General features: G+C 62.1%; 15 protein-coding genes. 10 read left to right on the forward strand and 5 right to left on the reverse strand.

The window, feature by feature from the left end:
* Positions 1–304: 304 nt before the first annotated feature.
* The 6 genes from ACIPW4_RS02160 (at position 305) to hisF (ending at position 5275) form a co-directional block, all read left to right on the forward strand.
* Positions 305–1966, forward strand: a complete 1662-nt coding sequence (locus ACIPW4_RS02160; RefSeq protein ID WP_400654379.1) for an OFA family MFS transporter — start codon at positions 305–307, stop codon at positions 1964–1966.
* A gap of 269 nt (positions 1967–2235) precedes the next feature.
* Complete coding sequence (gene hisB / locus ACIPW4_RS02165) at positions 2236–2829, forward strand: imidazoleglycerol-phosphate dehydratase HisB (protein ID WP_023532883.1); 594 nt, start codon at positions 2236–2238, stop codon at positions 2827–2829.
* The gene (gene hisH / locus ACIPW4_RS02170; RefSeq protein ID WP_400654380.1) at positions 2830–3468 is read left to right on the forward strand and encodes an imidazole glycerol phosphate synthase subunit HisH; all 639 of its coding nucleotides are present in this window, start codon (positions 2830–2832) and stop codon (positions 3466–3468) included.
* Positions 3469–3729, forward strand: a complete 261-nt coding sequence (locus tag ACIPW4_RS02175; protein WP_400654381.1) for a DUF2164 domain-containing protein — start codon at positions 3469–3471, stop codon at positions 3727–3729.
* A gap of 27 nt (positions 3730–3756) precedes the next feature.
* Entirely contained in the window at positions 3757–4494 is a 738-nt protein-coding gene (gene hisA, locus ACIPW4_RS02180; RefSeq protein ID WP_023382794.1) for a 1-(5-phosphoribosyl)-5-[(5-phosphoribosylamino)methylideneamino]imidazole-4-carboxamide isomerase, read from the forward strand.
* Positions 4495–4504: 10 nt separating this feature from the next.
* Positions 4505–5275, forward strand: a complete 771-nt coding sequence (hisF, locus tag ACIPW4_RS02185) for an imidazole glycerol phosphate synthase subunit HisF (RefSeq protein WP_176509087.1) — start codon at positions 4505–4507, stop codon at positions 5273–5275.
* A gap of 138 nt (positions 5276–5413) precedes the next feature.
* Here the strand turns inward: hisF and choV are convergent, their stop codons facing one another.
* The 3 genes from choV to ACIPW4_RS02200 form a co-directional block, all read right to left on the reverse strand.
* Positions 5414–6592 carry a choline ABC transporter ATP-binding protein gene (choV, locus tag ACIPW4_RS02190; protein WP_400654382.1) on the reverse strand — a complete coding sequence of 393 codons (1179 nt, stop codon included), beginning with the start codon at positions 6590–6592 and terminating at the stop codon, positions 5414–5416.
* A complete protein-coding gene (gene choW, locus ACIPW4_RS02195) occupies positions 6589–7437 on the reverse strand; it encodes a choline ABC transporter permease subunit (RefSeq protein WP_400654614.1) in 849 nt (282 codons plus the stop codon). Before choW ends, choV begins: the two co-directional genes overlap by 4 nt.
* An 81-nt stretch (positions 7438–7518) precedes the next feature.
* A complete protein-coding gene (locus ACIPW4_RS02200; protein ID WP_400654383.1) occupies positions 7519–8466 on the reverse strand; it encodes a choline ABC transporter substrate-binding protein in 948 nt (315 codons plus the stop codon).
* 442 nt (positions 8467–8908) lie between these two features.
* Between ACIPW4_RS02200 and ACIPW4_RS02205 the strand changes: the two genes are divergently transcribed.
* From ACIPW4_RS02205 to ACIPW4_RS02220, 4 genes are all read left to right on the forward strand, one after another.
* A complete protein-coding gene (locus ACIPW4_RS02205) occupies positions 8909–10285 on the forward strand; it encodes an L-serine ammonia-lyase (RefSeq protein WP_400654384.1) in 1377 nt (458 codons plus the stop codon).
* Between the two features lie 523 nt (positions 10286–10808).
* A complete protein-coding gene (locus ACIPW4_RS02210; RefSeq protein WP_400654385.1) occupies positions 10809–11915 on the forward strand; it encodes a GlxA family transcriptional regulator in 1107 nt (368 codons plus the stop codon).
* A 191-nt stretch (positions 11916–12106) separates the two neighbouring features.
* Entirely contained in the window at positions 12107–12607 is a 501-nt protein-coding gene (locus ACIPW4_RS02215) for a sigma-70 family RNA polymerase sigma factor (protein WP_400654386.1), read from the forward strand.
* Positions 12608–12704: 97 nt separating this feature from the next.
* A complete protein-coding gene (locus ACIPW4_RS02220) occupies positions 12705–13658 on the forward strand; it encodes a FecR family protein (RefSeq protein WP_400654387.1) in 954 nt (317 codons plus the stop codon).
* Between the two features lie 88 nt (positions 13659–13746).
* On the opposite strand, the gene ACIPW4_RS02225 is transcribed toward ACIPW4_RS02220, so the two are convergent.
* Together ACIPW4_RS02225 and ACIPW4_RS02230 are read right to left on the reverse strand one after the other, a co-directional pair.
* Positions 13747–14061: a DUF3630 family protein gene (locus tag ACIPW4_RS02225; protein ID WP_400654388.1), complete on the reverse strand. Its 315-nt coding sequence runs from the start codon at positions 14059–14061 to the stop codon at positions 13747–13749.
* A complete protein-coding gene (locus tag ACIPW4_RS02230) occupies positions 14061–14813 on the reverse strand; it encodes a DUF6861 domain-containing protein (protein WP_400654615.1) in 753 nt (250 codons plus the stop codon). The genes ACIPW4_RS02225 and ACIPW4_RS02230 overlap by 1 nt, the downstream gene beginning before the upstream one ends.
* Between the last annotated feature and the right edge of the window lie 78 nt (positions 14814–14891).

Below are 14891 nucleotides of genomic sequence, written 5' to 3' on the forward strand. Positions count from 1 at the left end.
TGGGCCCTGCGTATTCGACTAGCGATGCAGGGTATTTCCGATGATTGCGGGATTCGACAGCGGTGGTTTTGTCAGTTCCTTCGCTGCTGGATTCTGCAGAAATACCGATTCAGCCAAGCGAAAAATAACGATATCAGATTGCTTCCATGTCATCTTCGAACTGGTACCCTTGTGCCGCTTTGCGGAGCGGCCGCGACCCATTGTCGCGGCCCTTACCCATGGACAAGGCCAGTTGCCATGCGTGCAGACACAAGAGCCCGGGACCCATCCGCCAGCACTGTCTACCTACAAAAGGATCGAATCCATGAGCAGTACCATCACGGCCGGGGGGCTGGCCGGCGCGCCGGGCTTCCTGTCGAAGGAGCGCATCATCGCCCGTCCGGGCTTCAACCGCTGGCTGGTCCCGCCAGCTGCCCTGGCCATCCACCTGTGCATCGGCATGGCCTACGGCTTCTCGGTATTCTGGCTGCCACTGTCCCAAGCCATCGGCATCACCGCGCCGGTTGCCTGTTCGGCGGACATGGGCTTCATCGCCCGTATGTTCAGCGCCGAATGCGACTGGCCGATCTCGATGCTGAGCTGGATCTACACCCTGTTCTTCGTCTTCCTCGGTTGCTCGGCAGCCGTGCTGGGCGGCTGGCTGGAACACGCCGGCCCGCGCAAGGCCGGCCTGGTATCGGCACTGTGCTGGTGTGGCGGCATGCTGATCTCGGCGATCGGTGTGAAGACCCATCAGCTGTGGCTGATGTGGCTGGGTTCCGGCGTCATCGGCGGCATCGGCCTGGGCCTGGGCTACATTTCGCCGGTCTCGACCCTGATCAAGTGGTTCCCGGACAAGCGCGGCATGGCCACCGGCATGGCGATCATGGGCTTCGGTGGTGGCGCCATGGTCGGCGCACCGCTGGCCACGGCGCTGATGGGCCACTTTGGCAACGAGCATGAGGTGGGTGTATGGCAGAGCTTCGTCGCCATGGCCGCGATCTACTTCGTGTTCATGACCGCTGGCGCCCTGGCTTACCGCGTGCCGCCTACCGGCTGGAAGCCAGAAGGCTGGACTGCTCCGGCGAAGAAAGCCGGCAACGGCATGGTCACCGACCGCCACGTGCATGTCAGCGTTGCCTGGAAGACCCCGCAGTTCATCCTGGTATGGCTGGTGCTGTGCCTGAACGTCTCGGCGGGTATCGGTATCCTCGGCATGGCCTCGCCGCTGCTGCAGGAAGTGTTCGCCGGCAAGCTGCTGGGCAACGAGCTGACCTTCAGCGAACTGAACCCCGCGCAATTGGCACAGATTGCCGCCATTGCCGCCGGTTTCACCGGCCTGCTGAGCCTGTTCAACATCGGTGGGCGCTTCTTCTGGGCGTCGTTCTCCGACTACATCGGCCGCAAGAACACCTACTTCGCCTTCTTTGCCTTGGGCGTCGGCCTCTACAGCCTGGTGCCGAACATGGGCCACCTGGGCAATGTGGCGCTGTTCGTGGCGGCGTTCTGCATCATCCTGTCGATGTACGGCGGTGGCTTCTCCACCGTGCCGGCCTACCTGGCCGACCTGTTCGGCACGCAGATGGTCGGTGCCATTCACGGTCGCCTGCTGACCGCCTGGGCCGCAGCCGGCGTGCTGGGCCCGGTGCTGATCACCTACCTGCGCGAGTACCAGTTGGCGGCGGGTGTAGAGCGTGCGGCGGCTTATGACATGACCTTGTACATCCTCGCCGGCCTGCTGGTGCTGGGCTTCGTCTGCAACCTGCTGATCCGCCCGGTGGCCGACAAGTACTTCATGAGCGATGCCGAACTGGCTGCCGAGCGGGCACTGAGCCATGACAAAGGTGCCGATGGTGCGCGTTCGCTGGAGTGGCATGCCGCGCCGGGGAGCCTGCCGCTGGTGCTGCTGGCCTGGGCTGTGGTGGTGATTCCGCTGGCTTGGGGTGTGTGGATTACCTTGCAGAAGACGGCAGTGCTGTTCCATTGAGGTAGCTGCCAGGGGGCGCTTTGCGCCCCTTTCGCGACGCAAGGCCGCTCCTACAGGGAACGCGTAATCGCAAGGTTTGCGCGATTCCTGTAGGAGCGGCCTTGTGTCGCGATGGGCTGCAAAGCAGCCCAATTCCCCAGTTGTATAGACCTGTAGACCTGTCCGCCCCCGCAATTCCTTGCCATGCCATATGTCATCCGCGTTTCAAGCCGGCGCGTTCTGGGCCTATAATGGAGCCCTTTTCGCCCTATGATTTTGCGGAGCTGGTGATGGTCGAACGTAAGGCTTCCGTCGAGCGCAACACCCTGGAAACCCAGGTCAAGTGCTCGATCAACCTCGATGGCAGCGGCAAGGCCCGATTCGATATCGGTGTGCCTTTCCTTGAACACATGCTGGACCAGATCGCCCGCCATGGGCTGATCGATCTGGATATCGAGTGCAAGGGTGACCTGCATATCGACGATCACCATACCGTCGAAGACGTCGGTATCACCCTGGGCATGGCATTCGCCCAGGCCATCGGCGACAAGAAAGGCATCTTCCGCTACGGCCATGCCTACGTGCCGCTCGACGAAGCGCTGTCGCGCGTGGTCATCGACTTCTCCGGCCGCCCAGGCCTGCAGATGCATGTGCCCTACACCCGCGCCAGTGTGGGTGGCTTCGATGTCGACCTGTTCCAGGAGTTCTTCCAGGGCTTCGTCAACCACGCCCTGGTGACCCTGCACATCGACAACCTGCGTGGCCACAACACCCACCACCAGATCGAAACCGTGTTCAAGGCGTTCGGCCGCGCGCTGCGCATGGCCGTGACCCTCGACGAGCGCATGGCCGGGCAGATGCCGTCGACCAAAGGGTGCCTGTAAATGCAGACGGTAGCCGTAATCGACTATGGCATGGGCAACCTGCACTCGGTGGCCAAGGCGCTCGAGCACGTCGGCGCCGGCAAGGTGCTGGTCACCAGCGACGCCGCGGTGATCCGCGAGGCTGACCGCGTGGTGTTCCCGGGCGTGGGCGCGATCCGCGACTGCATGGCCGAAATCCGCCGCCTGGGCTTCGACAGCCTGGTGCGTGAAGTGAGCCAGGACCGCCCGTTCCTCGGCATCTGCGTCGGCATGCAGGCACTGCTCGAGCACAGCGAAGAGAACGACGGTGTCGACTGCATCGGCCTGTTCCCTGGCCAGGTGCGCTTCTTCGGCAAAGACCTGAAAGAAGACGGCGAGCACCTGAAGGTGCCGCACATGGGCTGGAACGAAGTCAGCCAGACCATCGACCACCCGCTGTGGCACGACATTTCTGACCGTGCGCGCTTCTATTTCGTGCACAGCTACTACATCAATGCCGGTAAGCCAGGCCAGGTGGTCGGCCGTGGCCACTACGGCGTCGACTTCGCCGCCGCGCTGGCCGATGGCTCGCGCTTTGCCGTGCAGTTCCACCCGGAGAAGAGCCATACCCATGGCCTGCAGCTGCTGCAGAACTTCGTCGCCTGGGACGGGCGCTGGTAAATGAGCCGTTCGAAGACCAAGGCACCGGTCATGACTCTGGCCCCCGAAGAGGAACGCCAGGCGCTCGACACGCTCAAGCGCTTTCTCGAAGACCGTTTCGAGCTGCAGCTCGGGTCGTTCGAGGTGGCCGAGGTCCTCGAGCTGTTCAGCAAAGAAATTGCACCCCATTACTACAACAGGGCGATTGCCGATGTTCAGCTGCACCTCAAGGAGCGGTTCGAGAGCATCGAGAGCGATCTGTGGGCCCTCGAAAAGCCCTGAAACCCCAAGAACAGACAGGTTCCCAAGATGCTGATTATCCCCGCTATCGATCTGAAGGACGGTGCCTGCGTGCGCCTGCGCCAGGGCCGCATGGAAGACTCCACGGTATTTTCCGACGACCCGGTGAGCATGGCCGCCAAGTGGGTCGAGGGTGGCTGCCGCCGCCTGCACCTGGTCGACCTCAACGGTGCCTTCGAAGGCCAGCCGGTCAACGGTGAGGTGGTCACCGCCATCGCCAAGCGCTACCCGAACCTGCCGATCCAGATCGGCGGCGGCATCCGTTCGCTGGAAACCATCGAGCACTACGTCAAGGCCGGCGTCAGCTACGTGATCATTGGCACCAAGGCGGTCAAGCAGCCGGAGTTCGTCGCCGAAGCGTGCAAGGCGTTCCCGGGCAAGGTCATCGTCGGCCTGGACGCCAAGGACGGCTTTGTCGCCACCGACGGTTGGGCCGAGGTGAGCTCGGTGCAGGTCATCGACCTGGCCAAGCGTTTCGAGGCCGATGGCGTCTCGGCGATCGTCTACACCGACATCGCCAAGGACGGCATGATGCAGGGCTGCAACGTGCCGTTCACCAAGGCCCTGGCCGAAGCCACCTCGATCCCGGTGATCGCCTCGGGCGGCATCCACAACCTGGGCGACATCAAGGCCCTGCTGGATGCCAAGGCCCCCGGCATCATCGGCGCCATCACCGGCCGTGCCATCTACGAAGGCACCCTCGATGTCGCCGAGGCCCAGGCCTTCTGCGACAACTATCAAGGCTGAGGACTGAACCATGGCACTGGCCAAGCGCATCATCCCTTGCCTGGACGTGGACAACGGCCGAGTGGTCAAGGGCGTCAAGTTCGAGAACATCCGTGATGCCGGCGACCCGGTGGAAATCGCCCGTCGCTACAACGAGCAGGGTGCCGACGAAATCACCTTCCTCGACATCACGGCCAGCGTCGACGGCCGCGACACCACCCTGCATACCGTCGAGCGCATGGCCAGCCAGGTGTTCATCCCGCTGACCGTGGGCGGTGGCGTGCGCACCGTGCAGGACATCCGCAACCTGCTCAACGCCGGTGCCGACAAGGTTTCGATCAACACTGCCGCAGTGTTCAACCCGGAGTTCGTTGGCGAGGCGGCGGACCGTTTCGGTTCGCAGTGCATCGTCGTCGCCATCGACGCCAAGAAGGTATCCGCGCCAGGTGAGGCGCCGCGCTGGGAGATCTTCACCCACGGCGGGCGCAAGCCGACCGGGCTTGATGCCGTTGAATGGGCGAAGAAGATGGAAGGCCTGGGGGCTGGCGAGATCCTGCTCACCAGCATGGACCAGGACGGCATGAAGAACGGCTTCGATCTGGGCGTCACCCGTGCCATCAGCGATGCGTTGGGGATTCCGGTGATTGCGTCGGGGGGTGTGGGTAACTTGCAGCACTTGGCTGACGGGATTCTGGAAGGGCATGCCAGCGCGGTGCTGGCGGCCAGCATCTTCCACTTTGGCGAGTACACGGTGCCGGAGGCCAAGGCCTACATGGCTTCGCGCGGGATCGTCGTTCGCTGACAGCATGCTGGGAGGGCTTTGCCCTCCTTTCGCGACACAAGGCCGCTCCCACAGATACTGCGCAAGCCTCAGGCTCTGCGCTGTACTTGTGGGAGCGGCCTTGTGTCGCGAAAGGGCCGCAAAGCGGCCCCAATTGCATCAGCCGTGGTTCTTGCCGAGCAAGGCGTGATAAAGCTCGGTATCCCCAAGAATCCCCACCATCTTGTCATTCTCCTGCAGCACCAGCTTGTTGCCCGTCTGGTAACGAATCTGCAGTGCCTCACGCATGCCGATATCCGCATGCACCAGCGTCGGCCTGCGCCCAAGCCCTTCCACAGACTGCCCCGGCGCCCAGTTCTGCATCTCCAGCCCGTTCTGCCCCTGGCGCGCACGCTTGATCGAATTCCCTTCGCCCAGGTCCAGCCACGAATCGCCACCCGGGTCCAGGCACACCGAACCATTCACTCGTTTGCAGTTGTCCAGGCTGCGCATCAGGCTGCGCCCACACAACACGTTCAGCGGGTTGGTATGGGCGACGAAGGTACGCACGTACTCGTCGGCCGGGTTCAGCACGATCTCTTCCGGCTTGCTGTACTGGATGATCCGCCCGTCCTTCATGATGGCGATGCGGCTGCCCAGCTTCAGCGCCTCGTCGAGGTCGTGGCTGACGAACACGATGGTCTTCGCCAACTTGGCCTGCAGGCCCAGCAGCTCGTCTTGCAGGCCCTGGCGGATCAGCGGGTCGAGGGCCGAGAAGGGTTCGTCCATCAGCAGGATGTCGGCATCCATCGCCAGCGCCCGGGCCAGGCCAACGCGCTGCTGCATGCCACCGGAGAGTTCGTCCGGTTTCTTGTTGCGCCATTGAGTCAGGCCAACCAGTTCAAGCTTCTCGTCGACCAGCTTGCGCCGTTCCTTTTCCGGGCGGCCCTGCATCTCGAGGCCGAAGCTGATGTTCTCGCGCACCGTCAGCCACGGCATCAGGGCGAACTTCTGGAACACCATGGCAATGCGCTTGGTGCGCATCATCTTCAGTTCGGCCGGGGTGCAGTGGGCAATGTCGATGTGCTTGCCTTCGTGCTCGACGAACAGCTTTCCGCGGCTCACGGTGTTGAGGCCGTTGATGCAGCGCAGCAGGCTTGACTTGCCCGAGCCGGACAGGCCCATCAGCACGCAGATCTCGCCTTTGTTGATATCCAAGTTGGCCTTTTCCACACCGACCACCAGGCCGGTCTGCTTGAGGATCTGCTCGCGGGTCTGGCCCTTGTCCAGCAGCGCCAGTGCTTCGCGCGGCTTGTTGGAGAAGATGACGTCGACGTCTTCGAATCGAATGATGCTCATGCCTCACCCCTTACCGGCAGTTCCGGTTGCTTGCAGATACGGTCGAGCATGATCGCCAGCAGCACGATCGCCAGGCCCGCTTCGAAGCCCAGGGAGATATCGGCGGTGTTCAGTGCGTTGACCACGGGTTTGCCCAGGCCATCGGCGCCCACCAGGGCGGCGATCACCACCATCGACAGCGACAGCATGATGCACTGGGTGACACCGGCGGCGATGCTCGGCATCGCGTGCGGCAGTTCGATACGGGTGAGCAGTTGGCGGCGCGAGCAGCCAAAGGCCTTGCCGGCGTCCATCAGCTCCTGCGGCACGTCGCAGATGCCCAGGTAGGTAAGGCGGATGGGGGCGGCGATGGCGAACACCACCGTCGAGATCAGCCCCGGCACCACGCCCAGGCCGAACAGGGTCAGCGTCGGGATCAGGTAGACGAAGGTCGGCACCGTCTGCATCAGGTCGAGTACCGGGCGCATGGCGGTGTAGAACAGCGGCTTGTGCGCGGCGATGATGCCCAGCGGCACGCCGATGGCCACGCAGACCACGGTGGCGAAGGTCACCTGGGCCAGGGTCTCCATGGTTTCCTGCCAGTAACCCAGGTTGAGGATCAGCAGGAAGGACAGGGCGACGAATACGGTCAGCGCCCACTTGCGCTGAATCAGGTGCGCGAGGGCGGCGAACAGAGCGATGAGGACGAACGGGTTGAACCAGGTCAGGGCGCTGGTGACGCCATGGATCATGAACTCCAGGCCTTGTGCGATGGCGTCGAAGTAATTCGCGCCGTTCTGGGTCAGCCATTCGACGAACGACGCGATGTACTGCCCCAGGGGTATTTTCTGATCGATAAGCATGATAGCGAGCTTCCACCTGCAAAGATTGAAATCAGTCCGGGGCGGGCACGGTCCCGCCCCGAGGTAGCGCTACGACGTACTGCGTTATTGAGCGAGTTTGGCTTTGGCCGCCTCAAGGCCGGGTTTGCCATCCACGGTGGTGACGCCCGCCAGCCAGGTGTCCAGCTTGCCGGGGTTGTCCTTGAGCCACTTTTTGGCGGCCGCTTCGGGCTTCATCTTGTCGTCCAGGACATAGCCCATCATGGTGCTTTCATCCTTGAGCTCGAACGACAGGTTGTTCAACAGCTTGCCGACGTTGCTGCATTCCTGTGCATAGCCCTTGCGGGTGTTGGTCAGCACGGTAGCCTTGCCGAAATCGGGGCCGAAGAACTCGTCCCCACCGGTGAGGTACTGCATCTTGAAACGGGTGTTCATCGGGTGCGGTTCCCAGCCCAGGAACACCACGGCCTCGCCACGCTTCTGCGCGCGCTCGACCTGCGACAGCATGCCGGCCTCGCTCGACTGCACGATCTTGAAACCGGCGTCCTTCAGGCCGAAGGCGTTCTTGTCGATCATGCTCTGGATGGTGCGGTTGCCATCGTTGCCGGGCTCGATGCCGTAGATCTTGCCGTCCAGTTCCTTCTTGAACTTGGGGATGTCGCTGAAATCCTTCAGCCCCTTGTCATACAGCGCCTGGGGTACGGCCAGGGTGTACTTGGCGTTTTCTAGGTTGGCGCGCACGGTTTCTACCGTGCCGGCATCGCGGTACTGCTTGATGTCGTTCTCCATGGTCGGCATCCAGTTGCCGAGAAACACGTCCAGGTCCTTGCCGGTGGCCAGCGACTTGTAGGTCACCGGTACCGAGATCATGGTGGTGTGGGTCTTGTAACCCAGTGCTTCGAGCACAACGCTGGTGGTCGCCGTGGTGACGGTGATGTCGGTCCAGCCGACATCGGAGAAGCGTACCGTCTGGCACTGCTCGGGTTCGGCGGCCTGGGCCAGCAGCGGTGCCGACAGCATCGCGACCAGCAACAGCGAGGGTGAACCTTTCATGGATGGACTCCTGTGATTTTGTCTTCGGGTTCGCATGGGTCGCCGGGCTTTCTCAGGGTCCGGTCGACCAGGCCTGCAGAGGGCAGGTTGCGTGGCCGTGCTTTACGAGTCGCTTTTGATAATCCTCCAGCGCCGGGCAATCGCCTACTGGTGGGGTCGTATCCAGTACGGAACGGGTCGCTTCCAGTACGGGCGATGTCGTTTATGGGGTTTTCCTCGCCTGTAGCCGCATTTTTGCGTCACCAGGCCGCTCGAAAGCGGCGCGCAGGTGGCCGAAAAGGCTGCGGCGCTGTTGGACAAAAGTACGTCGGTTGCAGACGGCGAGGGGGTAGGCAAAAGCCCGATGATGCTTGCATTCGTGGCGGCTCGCAGCTTCAGCCTAGCAGTTGCCCCGCCCTGCGCATGGCGCGCAGAGACAAGCCCAGCAAGAGGTGATTCGACAATGGCCATCAGCGTGTTTGACCTGTTCAAGATCGGTGTCGGGCCCTCCAGCTCCCACACCGTCGGCCCCATGCGTGCTGGCGCGCTGTTCGTCCAGGGCCTGCGTGAGCGCGGTGAGCTTGAGCAGGTGCAACGGATCGAAGTGCGCCTGTATGGCTCGCTGTCGGCCACCGGTATCGGCCATGGCACCGACAACGCCACCATCATGGGCCTGATGGGCGAATGGCCGGACGCCATCGACCCGACCCAGATCGTCCCGCGTATCGCCGACCTGCGTGAAACCAACACCCTGAAACTGGATAACCGCCTACCCATCGAGTTCGTCTGGGCCCGCGACATGCTGCTGCTGGACGAGAACCTGCCGTACCATCCCAATGCCATGACCCTGATCGCCGAAGGCGCCCAGGGTGAGCTGCACCGCGATACCTACTACTCGGTGGGTGGCGGCTTCGTGGTCGATGCGGCCCAGGCCGCCAGCGGCGTGCTGGATGCCGACCAGACGGTGCTGCCGTACGACTTCAACAGCGCCGCCGAACTGCTGCGCCTGTGCAAGCAAAACGACCTCAGCGTGTCGCAATTGATGATGGCCAACGAGAAGGTCTGGCGCAGCGAGGAAGAAATCCGCGCCGGGCTGTACAAGCTCTGGGAAGCCATGCAGGAGTGCGTCAACAACGGCCTCAAGTACGAAGGCACGCTGCCCGGCGGGCTCAATGTGCGTCGCCGCGCCGCCAAGCTGCACCGCAGCCTGCAGGAGATCGGCAAGCCCAACGTGATCGGCTCGACCATGAGCGCCATGGAGTGGGTCAACCTGTTCGCCCTGGCGGTCAATGAAGAGAACGCCGCAGGCGGGCGCATGGTCACCGCGCCCACCAACGGCGCGGCGGGCATCATCCCGGCGGTCCTGCACTACTACATGCGTTTCAGCGATGCGGTGACCGAGTCCAGCGTGGTCGACTATTTCCTGGCTGCGGCGGCTGTGGGCATTCTGTGCAAGAAGAACGCGTCGATCTCCGGCGCCGAAGTCGGTTGCCAGGGGGAGGTCGGCTCGGCCTGCGCCATGGCTGCGGCCGGCCTTGCCGAAGTGCTGGGGGCAACGCCGCCGCAGGTGGAGAACGCTGCCGAAATCGCCCTTGAACACAACCTTGGCCTCACCTGCGACCCGGTCGGCGGCCTGGTGCAGGTGCCGTGCATCGAGCGCAACGCGATTGCCGCGGTGAAGGCGATCAATGCCGTGCAGATGGCCCTGCGCGGCGATGGCGAGCACTTCATCTCCCTCGACCAGGTGATCCGCACCATGCGCGACACCGGGGCCGACATGCACGACAAATACAAAGAGACTTCGCGCGGTGGCCTGGCGGTCAGCGCCATCGAATGCTGATAATCCCTGCCTGATCTAGATCTCTGTGGGAGCGGCCTTGTGTCGCGAAAGGGCCGCAACGCGGCCCCGGCGATTTGTGCATCCACAGCATGAATCCTGGGGCCGCGTTGCGGCCCTTTCGCGACACAAGGCCGCTCCCACAATGACCGCATTGCGCTTGAATGCTCTTCCTTGGTGCGTAGGGGCCCTACCAATCGTCGGGTGTCGTAATCAGCATGGGCATTGTCGGTGACACTCAAGAGTGTCGTTTCTGGGCAACCTACACTGCGCATGTCACCAAATTGCTCAGCCGTTACCCGAAAGGCGCTAGTACGGCGGTTCCAGGAGACTGACCAATCCGATCGAAGTGCCTGATTTGCCGAATGAAGGCGTCGTTTTCAGGTTTTTTCGAATGGCCGTTCAATTTCAGGCACGGCCTTTGCGTCGTGATTGGCAACAAGCCCCTGCACACGAAACCGGGGCCATAACAAGAAATCAGTGCCCGCCTGAGGCACACCCTGCATTTGTGTGAGGAGAAATCGCGATGACGTCGTACACCTCCGGGACCCCAACCCAGAACCGCACAGCACCCCAGTCCATCGGGTTTCTTCTATTGGACAATTTCACCCTGATTTCCCTGGCATCGGCCGTCGAGCCGCTGCGCATGGCCAACCAGCTGTCCGGCCGCGAGCTGTACCGCTGGCACACGCTGACCGTCGATGGCGGCCAGGTGTGGGCCAGCGACGGCCTGCAGATCACCCCCGATGCGGCCATGCACAGTGCACCGCCAATCGATACCGTGATCGTCTGCGGCGGCGTCGGTATCCAGCGCACTGTCACCCGTGAGCATGTCACCTGGCTGCAGGCCCAGGCCCGCCAGTCGCGCCGCCTTGGCGCGGTGTGCACCGGCAGCTGGGCGCTGGCCTGCGCCGGCCTGCTCGACGGCTTCGATTGCAGCGTGCACTGGGAATGCCTGGCAGCCATGCAGGAGGCCTTCCCACGGGTCAACATGAGTACCCGCCTGTTCACCCTCGACCGCAACCGCTTCACCAGTTCCGGTGGCACCGCGCCATTGGACATGATGCTGCACCTGATCAGCCGCGATCACGGCCGCGAGCTGTCGGCGGCGATTTCCGAGATGTTCGTCTACGAGCGTATCCGCAACGAACAGGACCATCAGCGCGTGCCGCTCAAGCACATGCTCGGCACCAATCAGCCGAAGCTGCAGGAGATCGTCGCGTTGATGGAGGCCAACCTCGAAGAGCCGATCGACCTCGACGAACTGGCCGTGTATGTGTCGGTATCGCGTCGCCAGCTCGAGCGGTTGTTCCAGAAATACCTGCACTGCTCGCCGTCGCGCTATTACCTGAAGCTGCGCCTGATCCGTGCGCGGCAGTTGCTGAAGCAGACGCCGATGTCGATCATCGAAGTGGCTTCGGTGTGCGGTTTTGTCTCGACCCCGCACTTCTCCAAGTGCTACCGCGAGTACTTCGGCATTCCGCCGCGTGACGAGCGCGTGGGTTCCAACACCGCGCAGCAGGTGGCGATGATGCCGATTCCACAGGCCATGGCCTTGTCACCGCACGGCGGGCCGCTGGGGGCATTGAGCCAGGCGCGCAACGAGTCGACCTTTGCCAGCGTAAGGCTCTGACACCGCGCCGCCTGCTTCGCGGGCAAGCCCGCTCCCACAGGTAGGGCGCAATCCTCGAGATTTGTGCGGTCCCTGTGGGAGCGGGCTTGCCCGCGAAGAGGCCAGAGTAGGCAACACAAATCCACCTGTTGATAATGATTCTCGACTACAGGTAACATCGCCGCCCCCGAAGCACTCTGGCATACCACCCCGTGGCGGACGACAAACTCCAGCTCTACCTCGCCCATCGGGCGGCATTGCTCGACTATGCCGCACCGATCGTCGGCTGCCGTGCGCGTGCCGAGGATGTGGTGCAGGAAGCCTGGCTGCGTTTCAGCCGCCAGCAGGACGATGCCGACATCCGCCACCCGGCCAGTTACCTCTACCGCATCGTGCGCAATCTGGCCCTCGATCAGACCCGCCGCAGCGCCACCGAAAAGGCCCAGCCCGGCGGAGACGAGATCCTCGCCGAGCTGCCTTCCACCAGCGCCTCGCCCGAACAGGCCGTTACCCAGCAGAACGAACTCAGCGCCATCAGCCGGGCACTCGAAGAGCTGCCCCTGCGCACACGTGTTGCCTTCGAGATGCACCGCCTGGGCGGCCATACCCTGCAGGAGGTGGCCAGCCACCTGAACGTCTCGGTCAGCCTGGTGCATCAACTGGTACGCGACGCTTTGAGCCACTGCATGGCGCGGCTGGAGGATGACCTGTGAAAAAACGCCAGGCTGCCGCGTCTTTTGCCCAACGGGTCGACTCTGTGCGACCCTTCGCGGCCTTCGTACCTTCCGAGCACCCGGAGCCTTGCCCGACATGACGTCAGCAGACCTCACCGCCAGCCGCCGCGAGCAGGCCCTGGACTGGTTCCTGCGCCTGCAGCAGGCCCCCGACGACGCGCAATTGCGCAGCGCGTTCGAGCAGTGGTGCGCGGGTGATGCCGCCAACGCCGAGGCCTACCGCAAGGCCGAGCAGGTCTGGCAGCTGACTGGGCAATTGGCGCCGACCACCATTGAGCAATGGCCCAAGGCGCCGGTGGTGCAACTGCCTGCGCGGCGGCGTCGCTGGTGGCTGGGCGCTGCAGTGGCGGCCTGCCTGCTGGTCGCTGTCGCGCCATCTCTGAGCCTGCGCCTGCAGGCCGACTACCGCACCGCCCAGGGGGAGACCCGGGATATCACCCTGGCTGACGGCAGTGTGGTGCAGATGGACAGCGACACCGCCATCGTCGTGGATTATTCCGGCGATCATCGCGACGTGAAGCTGCTGACGGGCCAGGCGTTCTTCGAGGTCAAGCCTGACAAGTCCAAGCCGTTCCATGTACGCGCCGAGGCGATCAAGGTGACGGTGACCGGTACCGCCTTCAATGTCGCGCTGCGCCCGGGCAGGGCGGGGGTGGATGTGCAGCATGGTTCGGTGCGGGTCGAGGATGCGGCCGATGGGCATGTGCTCTCCAATGCCCTGACGGCCGGCGAGCGGCTGCGCTATGTCGATGGCATCGTCCAGGTGAAGACGTTCGTGCCTTCGCAGGCAGCCGCCTGGCGCCAGGGGCAGTTGATCGCCGATGACCAGCGCGTGGCCGAGCTGGTGCAGGAGCTGGCGCAGTACCTGCCGGGCCAGGTGGTGTTGCGCGATGAGGCGTTGGGCAACAAGCGTGTGACTGGCGTGTATGACCTGCATAAGCCCGAAGCGGCCCTGCGGGCGGTGGTTCGGCCCCATGGGGGTGAGGTGCGTAGTTATGGGCCTTGGTTGCTGCTGATAGGGAAATTTTGAAAATACCGGGACAGTGCTGCCAAATGGGTTGGTAGAGAGCCTCGGTACAGAGAGGGCTCTCAAGCAGATCATTTAGCACATGGATTGTTTAGCTATCCGATGTTGCTATTTTGATCTTGAACTCAGCTAATAGCGCATCTCCTTTCGGAGTCAAAGACTCCAGGGAAACCATTACCGGGAAGTCATCATAAGTAAGATAGAATTTTTCTTGCTCAAGGGTTACCTCCCACACTCTTATGTCAATAGAGTCGGTTTTTTTCTCGATACTACCATTAAGTAGGTCAATTACTGATTTCGCATAGGCCGGAAAGTCCTCCCAGTTTATGCTAGAGGTTAAATTCAGGCAGGATCCCCCAGAGTACATGGTCTCTATGTTGAGGGCATCTAGCTTAAGGCTGTTCATTAAAATAGGTCTCTACCGCCAGAGCGGGTTGCGCTCTCAATGATTTGCTCATAAGACTTGCCTTTTTCAACAAGCCATTCAAATGTAGGTCCGAGTTTATCGCCGTATTTACCTATGTTGCGTTCGTCAATTGTTTTTAGAATGTCCGGCGGCGTGAATTCTCTATATTTAAGCTTTATTGTTGTTCGGGAAGAGTAGGCGAACTTCGCAATTTCCTCTAGGCTCGTGCTTGAGGCTCTCATTGCGTTTACGCGCTGCTGGAGATCGAACACTTCACGAACGTACAGCTGTCTGAGTGCTGGAAGGTTTCCGAAATCACCATCAGCTCTAAATCGAACGTTGTCCCATTTTGGCGTTTCTAGTTCGTTTGATGGCTTGGCTCTGGTGATTGTTTGCCCTGAAGGCGGCTGCAGCCCCGGGTGTGCCAATATTGCACCCTGATTTCTACCTAGCCAAGAGGCTAATGCTCTGTTTGTGACTTCAGCTTTGAAATTGATGCTCCTGGATGCAACGCTTTCCATACTGCTGGAAATGCCGGAGTTGATGGGGCCGCGCAACAGGTATGCGGCTATAGCGGTTAGTAGAAGCTGGATTAGCTGCGCTTGCCCTCTTGCCAATTGGTTGGCAGCTTGGCTCACCATCTGCTCTCTACGAGCTGCAGATCCTCCAGTTGGATCAAGTCCGCTGGGTATCCCCTCCTCGGAGTGCCAAGCCGTAATGATGCCGTCTGTGGCTATAAACGCTGCGTGTATCGACGAACGATTTCACTGCCTCTGGCTGTACTCGGTACGCTTTGAGATTGCCGGGGCCGCTGTGCGGCCCTTTCGCGA

This window comes from Pseudomonas sp. NPDC089996, assembly GCF_044748405.1.
Taxonomy (GTDB): domain Bacteria; phylum Pseudomonadota; class Gammaproteobacteria; order Pseudomonadales; family Pseudomonadaceae; genus Aquipseudomonas.

What these genes read in the sequence shown, in the direction of transcription:
- ACIPW4_RS02160 (WP_400654379.1), top strand. Translation starts at nt 305, where the DNA reads ATGAGCAGTACCATCACGGCCGGGGGGCTGGCCGGCGCGCCGGGCTTC.
- hisB (WP_023532883.1), top strand. Translation starts at nt 2,236, where the DNA reads ATGGTCGAACGTAAGGCTTCCGTCGAGCGCAACACCCTGGAAACCCAG.
- hisH (WP_400654380.1), top strand. Translation starts at nt 2,830, where the DNA reads ATGCAGACGGTAGCCGTAATCGACTATGGCATGGGCAACCTGCACTCG.
- ACIPW4_RS02175 (WP_400654381.1), top strand. Translation starts at nt 3,469, where the DNA reads ATGAGCCGTTCGAAGACCAAGGCACCGGTCATGACTCTGGCCCCCGAA.
- hisA (WP_023382794.1), top strand. Translation starts at nt 3,757, where the DNA reads ATGCTGATTATCCCCGCTATCGATCTGAAGGACGGTGCCTGCGTGCGC.
- hisF (WP_176509087.1), top strand. Translation starts at nt 4,505, where the DNA reads ATGGCACTGGCCAAGCGCATCATCCCTTGCCTGGACGTGGACAACGGC.
- choV (WP_400654382.1), bottom strand. Translation starts at nt 6,592, where the DNA reads ATGAGCATCATTCGATTCGAAGACGTCGACGTCATCTTCTCCAACAAG.
- ACIPW4_RS02200 (WP_400654383.1), bottom strand. Translation starts at nt 8,466, where the DNA reads ATGAAAGGTTCACCCTCGCTGTTGCTGGTCGCGATGCTGTCGGCACCG.
- ACIPW4_RS02205 (WP_400654384.1), top strand. Translation starts at nt 8,909, where the DNA reads ATGGCCATCAGCGTGTTTGACCTGTTCAAGATCGGTGTCGGGCCCTCC.
- ACIPW4_RS02210 (WP_400654385.1), top strand. Translation starts at nt 10,809, where the DNA reads ATGACGTCGTACACCTCCGGGACCCCAACCCAGAACCGCACAGCACCC.
- ACIPW4_RS02220 (WP_400654387.1), top strand. Translation starts at nt 12,705, where the DNA reads ATGACGTCAGCAGACCTCACCGCCAGCCGCCGCGAGCAGGCCCTGGAC.
- ACIPW4_RS02225 (WP_400654388.1), bottom strand. Translation starts at nt 14,061, where the DNA reads ATGAACAGCCTTAAGCTAGATGCCCTCAACATAGAGACCATGTACTCT.